We start from the raw sequence: 8,895 nt of genomic DNA, 5'->3' as shown, positions 1-8,895 counted from the left end.
CCGCGCGCCAGACGCTCTGTTCGCCGGGGGTCGTTCCCACGATCGCGCCGAGCTGCTCACGGAAGGCCACCAGCCGCGGCTCGGCCGAGGCGTCCACCAGGCCTGCGGTCTCCCGGTAACCCGCCAGCTGGTGCGCCGGCAGCGGCTCGGCCACGGGCACCGCGGTGTCCACGAACAGCTGCCGCCGCACGTACAGGCGCCGGTCGTCCTCGGCCGGCGTGCCGCCCAACGCCGGAACGATGTCGTCGGAGTGCTCGACGGCAATCGCCGGCACCTCCGCGGGAAGGGCCACCTGGCCGGCGGGCGCCCCGAACGTGACCATCCCCACGGCATTGACGTCACCGCGGGCGGCCAGCTCTGCGGCGATGAGCCCGCCCTGCGAGTGCGCGACCGGCAGCACCGGGTCACCCGGCTGTACCCCGGCCAGCTGCAGCGCCTGCAGCACCGCCTGGTAGGAACCGGCCTCCTGGTCGGCCACTGCCGTGACGTTGGAGGTCATGTCCCACGGTTCGGTCGACCCGGCCGGGCTCCATTCCACGGTGCCGCCGATATACACGAGCCAGGACGGATGCTCGGCGTCGCCGTAGCGTTCGATGCGCACCTGGCCGCCGTCATCGGCAGTGGGGATGCGCTCGGCCAAGTCGGCGAACCCGGTCGGCGGGTTCGGCGCCGCCAGGGCGGTGCCCGCGCCGGCGGCGGCGGGAGATCCGCCGGCCGCCGCGGGCTCGGGCGCGGACCGAGGCGACAGGACCGGCGCCGATGGGAGCGCTGAGGTGGACGCCGGGGCCGGCACGGAAGCGGGCGCAGGGGTGGCCGCCCGGTCTCGCCGGGGCATCGAAAGGAGCCCGGGCGCCGGGCGGGGCACCGCCGACCCTCCCACCCGGTGCACCCGCACGGGAGTCTCTCGCAGCATCCCGGCTGCCCGGGCCGCGATGAGCAGGCCGAACGCCGAGGAGGGTGCCCCGAACAGCCCGGCACCGTCGTCGCCCAGCGCCGCGGCCACCGGGTATGGCACGCCCATTCCGCCCAGGGCCGCGTCGTCGGCCGAGGCAACCAAGACCCGCACCAGGGCCACGGTCGCCGGGTCGGTGAGCAGCCCCCGATTCTCCCGCAACCAGTCCGCCAGCACCGGCGGTACCACGGAGACACCCCGGCCGAGGATCGCATTGGAAATCAGCGATCCCACGGCCAGGTACGCCAGGGGCGCCGCCAGCGCCAGCGCCGCCAGCGCCGCCAGCGGCCGGAGGGCGCCGAGGGCATGCCCCAGCCAGGAGCCGGTGCGTCGCAGGGTCAGGTCGAGGTTCGCTTCGAGGCGGCCGTACTCCTCGGCCGCTTCGACGAGCCGGTCGGCCAGCTCGCGACTGTCCTGGGCGATGGTCGTGATCGCGGCGAACGCGGCGAACACGCATGCCGCGAGGTCGTCCGGCTGCCAGCCATGCACCGGCCCGGTGCCGATCGACCGGACCTGACCGAGCTGCTCCTGCCAGCCCTCCGCCTCGCCCTGAACCAGGCGCAGGGTCGCCACCTGGACGAAGACGACGTCAGTGGCGACCTGAGTGCTGCCGCCGCCGGAAATCGTCAACTCCCGGTTCGCGGCGCCGGAACCGCCGGTGCCGCCGCCATCGGTCATCGGGCGGCCTTCACACAGTCGATGGCGACGTCCACGGCGTATAGAGCGTCGTCCAGGGCGCGCCAAGCACCCTGCAGGCCACGGACCAGGTCAGCCAGCCGCTCCTCGTAGGCCCGCTGCGCCGCCGACCGCCAGCCGGGGCCGACCTGCTGGCCCGCCAGCCGGCGGCCTGCCGCCTCCACCTCGCGCCGCAGCCGATCCAGCCGCCACCGTTGCTCGCGCAGCCGGGCGAGTGCTGCGGCGGCCTCGCCGGTCAGTTCGCCGATCACATCCGGCCGGATGCTGCCACTGAATGTTTCCATCGCGCCTCCTCGTCGGGCCCAGACTGTGCCACTCTGAGTGCGTTCGTCCGTCACCGGGACGAGCCGGGAGAAGTCGCTCCGAAGGGCCGATGTGGAGGAGGGGAATGTGGAACACAATAGACACATGAATTTCGCGGCGCTCAGTCCAGATGAGTCGACGCCTTTTCGGATTATCTTCGTCTGCACCGGCAATATCTGCCGGTCGCCCATGGCCGAGGTGATGTTGCGCGACCTCATCACGCGCTCCGGACTCGGCCGGCTCATCACAACGAGCTCGGCCGGCACCGGCGACTGGCATGTCGGCGAGCAGGCCGACACCCGCACCATCTCCGCGCTGGCCAAGCGCGGCTACGACGGCAGCCACCACCGGGCCCGCCAGTTCGACGCCGCCTGGTTCGACGACCTCGACCTGGTGGTGGTGCTCGACCGTTCGCAGGAACGCATCCTGCGCAACTGGGCGGCCACCGAACGCGACCGCAACAAGGTGCGCCTGCTGCTCAGCTTCGACCAGGATCAGGCCGTCCTCCGGGACGTGCCCGACCCGTACTATTCCGACGATGCGCTGTTTGACTCGGTTTTAGGCATGATTGAGAGAGCCAATTTTGCGCTCTTCGCGCAACTCGCACCGGCAATTCGACAGGGAGTCCGATGAGTCCACTACCCCCGCAGGTCCTCAGTCCACTCGACGGCCGGTACCAGGCCGCCGTCACCGAACTGGGCGAGCACCTGTCTGAGGCCGGACTCAACCGGGCACGCGTCAAGGTCGAGGTGGAGTGGTTGATCACCCTCACCGAGCGCAGCCTGTTCGGCTCGAGCCCGCTCACGGCCGAGCAGAAGAGTGGCCTCCGGGCGCTGGTCACCGATTTCGGCCAGGCCGAGATCGACGAGCTGGCCGCCCTCGAGGCCGTCACCCGCCACGACGTGAAGGCCGTGGAGTACCTCGTGCGCCGCCGCCTGGTGCCGCTGGGCCTGGAGGCCATCAGCGAACTCACGCACTTCGCCGCCACCAGCGAAGACATCAACAACCTCGCCTACGCGCTCACCGTGTCCGAGGCCGTGCGCGACGTGTGGCTGCCCAAGCTGCGCGCACTGATCAGCGCCCTCCGCGGCCTGGCCACCGACTACCGCGCCGACGCCATGCTGGCCCGCACGCACGGTCAGCCCGCCACGCCCACCACCATGGGCAAGGAACTGGCGGTGTTCGTCTACCGGCTGGAGCGCATCCAGAAGCAGGTGGAGGCCAACGAGTACCTCGGCAAGTTCAGCGGCGCCACCGGCACCTTCGCCGCGCACGTCGCCGCGGACCCCGCCGTGGACTGGCCCGCCGTGTCCCGCGGGTTCGTCGAGGGCCTTGGACTGGGCTGGAACCCGCTGACCACCCAGATCGAGTCGCACGACTGGCAGGCCGAGCTGTACGGCAAGGTGTCCCACGCCAACCGGGTGCTGCACAACCTCGCCACCGACATCTGGACCTACATCTCGATCGGCTACTTCCGTCAGGTGCCGCAGGCCGGCGCCACCGGCTCGTCGACCATGCCGCACAAGATCAACCCCATCCGGTTCGAGAACGCCGAGGCGAACCTCGAGCTCTCCAGTGCCCTTCTGGACTCCCTGGCGGCGACGCTGGTGACCTCCCGGCTGCAGCGCGACCTGACGGACTCGACCACCCAGCGCAACATCGGCGTCGGGTTGGGGCACTCGCTGCTCGCGCTCGACAACCTGGTGCGCGGCCTCGGCGAGATCGACCTGGACCGGGACCTGCTCGCGCACGACCTGGACACCAACTGGGAGATCCTCGGCGAGGCCATCCAGACCGTGATCCGCGCCGAGGTCAGCGCCGGCCGTTCCACTATCGCCGACCCGTACGCGCTGCTCAAGGAACTCACCCGCGGCAAGCGGATCAACCGCGCCGACCTGGTGGCCTTCGTGCAGGAGCTGGAGATCGGCGACGCCGCGAAGGCCCGCCTGCTCGAGCTCACCCCCGGCGGTTACGTCGGCCTGGCCGACCCGCTGGTCGACTACCTCGGCTGAGCCCGCGGCGGCCGGTCTTCCCGGGGTGCTTGCTGTGCCCCGGGATGCCGCCACGCCGGCTCGGGGCGGTCCGGTCAGAGGCTAATGGCCGGGCTTCTCGCCGCCCTGGTTCTGCTCGTCGATGTCGCTCTTCTCGGCCGCATCCGGCTTCACGCCGAGGGCGAGCATCGCAATGACCACCAGCGCGATGATGAAGGTGATGCCCAGCGCGATCGACGACAGCGCCCAGTTGCGGGTGGCCAGGAGGATGGTCAGCCCCACGAAGAGCCCCATCGCGGCGGAGATGCCGACCAGTTCGACCGGCTTGAGGATCTCGGACCTGGTGGGTTTGTGCGGGGAGTTCTGGGTCACGGGGTGTCCGAATCTGTGGAGGAGGAGGCCAGGTCGCGCTGTGCGTCCGCGGGCGCAGGGAGGAGGGAGACGCCGGCGATGGCGAGGTACACGCCGCTGATCACCAGGTAGGCGTCGAGCAGGCCCACCGAAACCACGGCGTGTGGCGGCAGCAGCAGGAAGACCAGGGCGAGCACAGCGGTCAGGGCGCCGACGACCAGCCAGTCGCGGGCGGCAAGTTTGTCCCTGGCGTCCTGCGCGCGCCGGCGCAGCCGGGTGCCGGCGTACACCTCGAGGACTCCGGTGACGGCCGCCCAGACCGTGACGAGGTATAGGAAGAAGCCCAAGCCGCCGGCGTGCAGGACGAGCGCGAGGGCGCCGGCCACGACTCCGACGACTCCCTGCAGCACGAACAGCGTGCGGTCCCGGGGGTCGAGGATGCTCCGCCGGCCCAGCAGCGCACCGACCAGGCCGTTGACCACGGCGAAGGCCCCGAAGACGAGCAGTCCGAACTGCGCGGAGTGGTCGGCCGTGAACGTGATCACGGCCGCTGGCACGAACGCCACCACGGCGCGCGCCACGGGAACGGTCCAATACCGGGTGCCGATCACGGCAGCTGCCGGGGCATGCGCCACGCGGGCACCTCTTTCGTCGCAGGGAATGCTCCCAGTCTACGCGGCGGCAGTTGGAGACTTCTGTGCCCCCTCGGGTACCGGAACAAGCGTGGCTTCCCGTAGCGGGGCGGCGGCGGGGCGACTACCGTCAGGCGGGACAGGGGGTCACGACCATGCCCGAACCACGCACACCGGTGAGCACCGCTGCCGCTGCCGCTGCCGCCGGCGCCACTGACCCTTCGGCTGCGCTCGCCGATCTGTTCGCCCGCTCACCCGACGCCGTGCCCGGCTATCTCACCGACCACTCCGGCCTCCCGGGCCCGCGCGCCAACCTGGCGCTCGCCGACGCCTTCGCCGCCGGCGCCCCAGCTGCCCTGATTTGGAGCCTGGTGGATTCTTCCGATGAATACCTTGCCTTCTGCGGCACCGAGGCCCTGGGCCGCCTGCTCCTGGAGCCGGCCGATCGGGATCGAGCGCTTCCAGCGCTTCGCCGGGCGGCCGCGGACGAGCGTTGGCGGGTGCGGGAGGGTGCGGCCCGGGGGCTCCAACTACTGGGGGACGCTGAACCGGGCGCGCTGCAAGGCATCGTCGACGACTGGTCGGCCAGCGCGGATGCCTGGCTGGCCAGAGCCGCCGTTGCCGCGATCTGCGAGCCCCGGCTGCTGCACACCGACGACGCCCAAGCGCTCGCCCTGCAGGCCTGCGCGCGGGCCACCGAGCTGCTGCTCGGTGGCGGCCCGATCGTGTCCGAGCCGACCAGGACCCAGGAGGCGCACCGGGTGCTGCGCCAGGCATTGGGCTATGGCTGGAGCGTGGCGATCGCCGCGAGCCCCGAGGCCGGGCTCAGCGCCTTCCGCACCCTGGAGGCCGACGAGGATCCGGACGCCCGCTGGATTGTGCGGTCGAACCTCACCAAGGCACGGCTTCGTGCGGTGCTGGCCGACCACAACCTCTGGGGTGCCCTCGGGTAGCCCGGCCGGTCAGAGCGCGTTGACCGCGCCGAGCACCTTGGTGAGCGAGTCCTTCGCGTCGCCGAACAATAGGGTGGTCTTCGGGTCGAAGAGCAACTCGTTCTCGATCCCGGCGAACCCGGGGCGCATCGACCGTTTGAGGAACACGATCTGCCGGCCGTCCTCGACCTCGAGGATCGGCATCCCATAGATCGGCGAGCCCGGCGAGGTCTTCGCGGCCGGGTTGACCACGTCGTTCGCACCGACGACGAGCACGACATCGGTGTTCTTGAACTCGGGGTTGACCTCGGCCATCTCCTTGAGCGACTCGTAGGGAACGTTGGCCTCGGCGAGGAGCACGTTCATGTGCCCTGGCATCCGGCCCGCGACCGGGTGGATCGCGAAATCGACGTCGACGCCGCGGGCCTCGAGGGTCGTGGCGAGCTCGGCGATGGTGTGCTGGCCCTGGGCAACGGCCAGGCCATAGCCGGGCACGATCACCACGCGCTGGGCGTAGGCGAGCATCACGGCGACGTCTTCGGGGCTGGAGGAGCGCACCGGCCGGTTACTCTGCTCGGTCGAGCCGGCGGTGGAGCCGCCGCGGAAAGCGCCGAACATGATGCCGCTCACCCCGCGGCCCATGGCGGAGGCCATGGCGCGGGTGAGGATGGTGCCACTGGCGCCCACGAGGGTACCGGCCACCACGAGCAGAACGTTGTCCAGCACCACGCCGGACGCGGCGACGGCCAGGCCGGTGAAGGCGTTGAGCAGGGAGATCACGATGGGCACGTCGGCACCGCCGACGGGCAGCACCAGCAGCAGGCCGACCGCGAGGCCGAGCACGAGCAGCAGCAGCGCCCAACCGGCGGACCCGGTGGCCACGACAACGCCAGCCACGACGAGCGCGGCGACGGCGGCGAGGGACATGACCCACTTCATGCCGGGGAAGACCACCGGGCGGGTGGTGATCAGTTCCTGCAGCTTGGCCACGGTGATCGCGGAACCGGCGAAGGAGACTGCGCCGACGAGCATGGTGAAGACCACGGCGACGAGAACCCACGGGCCAGTGCTGTGGCCGAGTTCGAGCACGGCCACCAGCGCGGCCGCGCCGCCGCCGACCCCGTTGAACAGCGCCACGAGTTGGGGCATCTGGGTCATTTGCACCCGGCGAGAGATCGGCGCCGCGATAGCGGAGCCGACCACGATGGCCAGGAGAATGTACGGGATGTTGTCGAGCTTGGCCGAGAGGAACACCGTGATCACGGCCAGGGTCGCTCCACCGGCGCCGATCAGGTTGCCGCGGCGCGCCGTGCGAGGAGAGCTCAGGCCCTTGAGGGCGAGGATGAAGCAGACGGCCGCGACCAGGTAGAGCAGGGCGGTCCACTCGGCGGACAGGAGGCTCATTTGGTGCTGTCTTTCTCGGTGACGGGCTTACGGCCGCGGAACATGCCCAGCATGCGGTCGGTGACGACGAACCCGCCGACGAGGTTGGCGGTGGCCAGGGCCACGGCGAGCAGGGCCACAACCAGCAGCCACGGGTCATCCAGCTGGCCGGCGACGATGATCGCGCCGATCAGGATGATGCCGTGGATGGCGTTGGCGCCGCTCATCAGCGGGGTGTGCAGGGTGCTGGACACCTTGGAGACCACCTCGAAGCCGACGAAGACGGTCAGGACGATGACGGTCAGGAGGGTGACGGGATCCATCAGTTCTTTCCTTCCAGCGCGGCCGCTGTCGGTGCGTGGTGCACCTCGCCGCCCGAGGTGAGGCAGGCGCCGGCAACGACCTCGTCGGCGAAATCGGGAACGACCTCGCCGTCGTGCGTCATCAGCGCGAGCAGGTTGGCGACGTTCTTGGCGTAGAGGCGGGAGGCGTCCGACGCCATCGCGGAGGCGGCGTCCTGCATGCCGACCAGGGTGACGGAACCGTCACCGGCAGTGGTGGGCACGAGTTGGTCGGTGCCGACCAGAACGCCCTCCACGTTGCCACCGGTTTCGGCGGCGAGGTCGATGACGACGGAGCCGGCCGGCATGGCTGCAACCATCTGGCGGGTCACCAGCAGCGGGGCGGGGCGGCCGGGGATGGCGGCGGTCGTGATGAGCACATCCGCCTTGGCCACGTATGGTGCCAGCAGTTCGCGCTGGCGGGTGGCCCGGTCCTCGGCAAGCTCGGTGGCGTAGCCGCCCGAGCCCTCCACGGCGTCCAGGTCGAGCGTGATGAACGTCCCGCCCATCGAGGTGACCTCGTCGGCCGAGGCCGGGCGCACGTCGTAGGCGGAGACCCGGGCGCCGAGGCGCTTGGCGGTGCCGATGGCCTGCAGGCCCGCGACGCCGGCGCCGAGCACCAGCACCCGGGCGGGCGGGATGGTGCCGGCGGCGGTCATGTACAGCGGGAAGAAGCGGGGGAAGCGGATGGTGGCCTCGAGTACGGCGCGGTAGCCCGCGACCAGAGCCTGGGAGGTCAGGGCGTCCATCGACTGGGCGCGGGAGATGCGCGGCACCAGTTCGAGGGCGAAGGAGGTGACCTGGGCCGCGGCCAGGGCGGCGACGGTGGGCAGTTCGGAGGCCGGGGAGGCCAGGCCGACCGTGATAGTGCCGGCCGACAGGGTCGCGGCCAGCTCGGGGCTGAGCGGCCGAACGTGGCAGAGCACATCGAACGCGCTGGCGTCGAACCGCGTCGCCAGGTGGGCGCCGGCCTTCTCGTAGGCGGCATCGGAGTATCCGGAGGCCAGCCCGGCGCCGGCTTCGACGGTGACGTCGACCCCCAGCCCGGTGAGCTGCGTCACCGTCTCCGGTGTTGCGGCGACACGTTTTTCGCCGTCTCGACGTTCCCGCCCGATGCCAACCTTCACGTGGAACTCTCCTTCGAAGCATCTGCCGACGTGTGGCGGGAACGGGTTCGTTCGCGCGCGTCGCAGCGATCGCTTCTCGTAGCGTACCGGCGGGTTTTGCGAGCCGTCCGGAATTTCAGGGCCGAAAGACCCTTACCCCAGCCCGGGGAAAGCGCCTTCCGGAACCGGGGCCGCCGTGAGCGACCTT

General features: G+C 70.8%; 9 protein-coding genes and 1 pseudogene. 3 read left to right on the top strand and 7 right to left on the bottom strand.

Annotation, left to right across the window (positions count from 1 at the left end; translation table 11 throughout):
• Both JWP54_RS17380 and JWP54_RS17375 read right to left on the bottom strand, forming a co-directional pair.
• Nucleotides 1–1,630: pseudogene (locus JWP54_RS17380) on the bottom strand (hypothetical protein); the annotation flags it as partial.
• Nucleotides 1,627–1,932, bottom strand: coding sequence for a hypothetical protein (locus JWP54_RS17375; RefSeq protein ID WP_297374810.1), 306 nt, complete (start codon nucleotides 1,930–1,932; stop codon nucleotides 1,627–1,629). The gene JWP54_RS17375 and the pseudogene JWP54_RS17380, both read right to left, overlap by 4 nt.
• A gap of 124 nt (nucleotides 1,933–2,056) precedes the next feature.
• Between JWP54_RS17375 and JWP54_RS17370 the strand changes: the two genes are divergently transcribed.
• Together JWP54_RS17370 and purB are read left to right on the top strand one after the other, a co-directional pair.
• A complete protein-coding gene (locus JWP54_RS17370) occupies nucleotides 2,057–2,584 on the top strand; it encodes a low molecular weight protein-tyrosine-phosphatase (protein ID WP_297374808.1) in 528 nt (175 codons plus the stop codon).
• Entirely contained in the window at nucleotides 2,581–3,963 is a 1,383-nt protein-coding gene (gene purB, locus JWP54_RS17365; RefSeq protein WP_297374804.1) for an adenylosuccinate lyase, read from the top strand. Before JWP54_RS17370 ends, purB begins: the two co-directional genes overlap by 4 nt.
• 81 nt (nucleotides 3,964–4,044) lie before the next feature.
• Here purB and JWP54_RS17360 read toward each other — a convergent pair whose 3' ends face one another.
• The gene (locus JWP54_RS17360) at nucleotides 4,045–4,314 is read right to left on the bottom strand and encodes a hypothetical protein (RefSeq protein WP_297374801.1); all 270 of its coding nucleotides are present in this window, start codon (nucleotides 4,312–4,314) and stop codon (nucleotides 4,045–4,047) included.
• Entirely contained in the window at nucleotides 4,311–4,928 is a 618-nt protein-coding gene (locus JWP54_RS17355) for a hypothetical protein (RefSeq protein ID WP_297374798.1), read from the bottom strand. Before JWP54_RS17355 ends, JWP54_RS17360 begins: the two co-directional genes overlap by 4 nt.
• A gap of 152 nt (nucleotides 4,929–5,080) precedes the next feature.
• Here JWP54_RS17355 and JWP54_RS17350 point away from each other — a divergent pair, with 152 nt between their 5' ends.
• Entirely contained in the window at nucleotides 5,081–5,878 is a 798-nt protein-coding gene (locus JWP54_RS17350) for a HEAT repeat domain-containing protein (protein WP_297374796.1), read from the top strand.
• Nucleotides 5,879–5,887: 9 nt separating this feature from the next.
• Here JWP54_RS17350 and JWP54_RS17345 read toward each other — a convergent pair whose 3' ends face one another.
• From JWP54_RS17345 to JWP54_RS17335, 3 genes are read right to left on the bottom strand one after another with little or no spacing between them, the layout of a single operon-like run.
• Nucleotides 5,888–7,261, bottom strand: coding sequence for an NAD(P)(+) transhydrogenase (Re/Si-specific) subunit beta (locus JWP54_RS17345; protein WP_297374794.1), 1,374 nt, complete (start codon nucleotides 7,259–7,261; stop codon nucleotides 5,888–5,890).
• A complete protein-coding gene (locus JWP54_RS17340; RefSeq protein ID WP_297374791.1) occupies nucleotides 7,258–7,563 on the bottom strand; it encodes an NAD(P) transhydrogenase subunit alpha in 306 nt (101 codons plus the stop codon). The genes JWP54_RS17345 and JWP54_RS17340 overlap by 4 nt, the downstream gene beginning before the upstream one ends.
• On the bottom strand, nucleotides 7,563–8,708 hold the full coding sequence (locus JWP54_RS17335) for a Re/Si-specific NAD(P)(+) transhydrogenase subunit alpha (RefSeq protein ID WP_297374788.1): 1,146 nt from the start codon (nucleotides 8,706–8,708) through the stop codon (nucleotides 7,563–7,565). The genes JWP54_RS17340 and JWP54_RS17335 overlap by 1 nt, the downstream gene beginning before the upstream one ends.
• Between the last annotated feature and the right edge of the window lie 187 nt (nucleotides 8,709–8,895).

This window comes from Cryobacterium sp., from assembly GCF_025463825.1.
Classification (GTDB): Bacteria; Actinomycetota; Actinomycetes; order Actinomycetales; family Microbacteriaceae; genus Cryobacterium.
Note: the sequence above shows the minus strand (reverse complement) of the source record. Positions and strands in the feature narration are given on the sequence as shown.

Coding starts and splice junctions, on each gene's coding strand:
- JWP54_RS17375 (WP_297374810.1), bottom strand. CDS start 1,932: ATGGAAACATTCAGTGGCAGCATCCGGCCGGATGTGATCGGCGAACTG.
- JWP54_RS17345 (WP_297374794.1), bottom strand. CDS start 7,261: ATGAGCCTCCTGTCCGCCGAGTGGACCGCCCTGCTCTACCTGGTCGCG.
- JWP54_RS17350 (WP_297374796.1), top strand. CDS start 5,081: ATGCCCGAACCACGCACACCGGTGAGCACCGCTGCCGCTGCCGCTGCC.
- JWP54_RS17370 (WP_297374808.1), top strand. CDS start 2,057: ATGAATTTCGCGGCGCTCAGTCCAGATGAGTCGACGCCTTTTCGGATT.
- purB (WP_297374804.1), top strand. CDS start 2,581: ATGAGTCCACTACCCCCGCAGGTCCTCAGTCCACTCGACGGCCGGTAC.
- JWP54_RS17340 (WP_297374791.1), bottom strand. CDS start 7,563: ATGGATCCCGTCACCCTCCTGACCGTCATCGTCCTGACCGTCTTCGTC.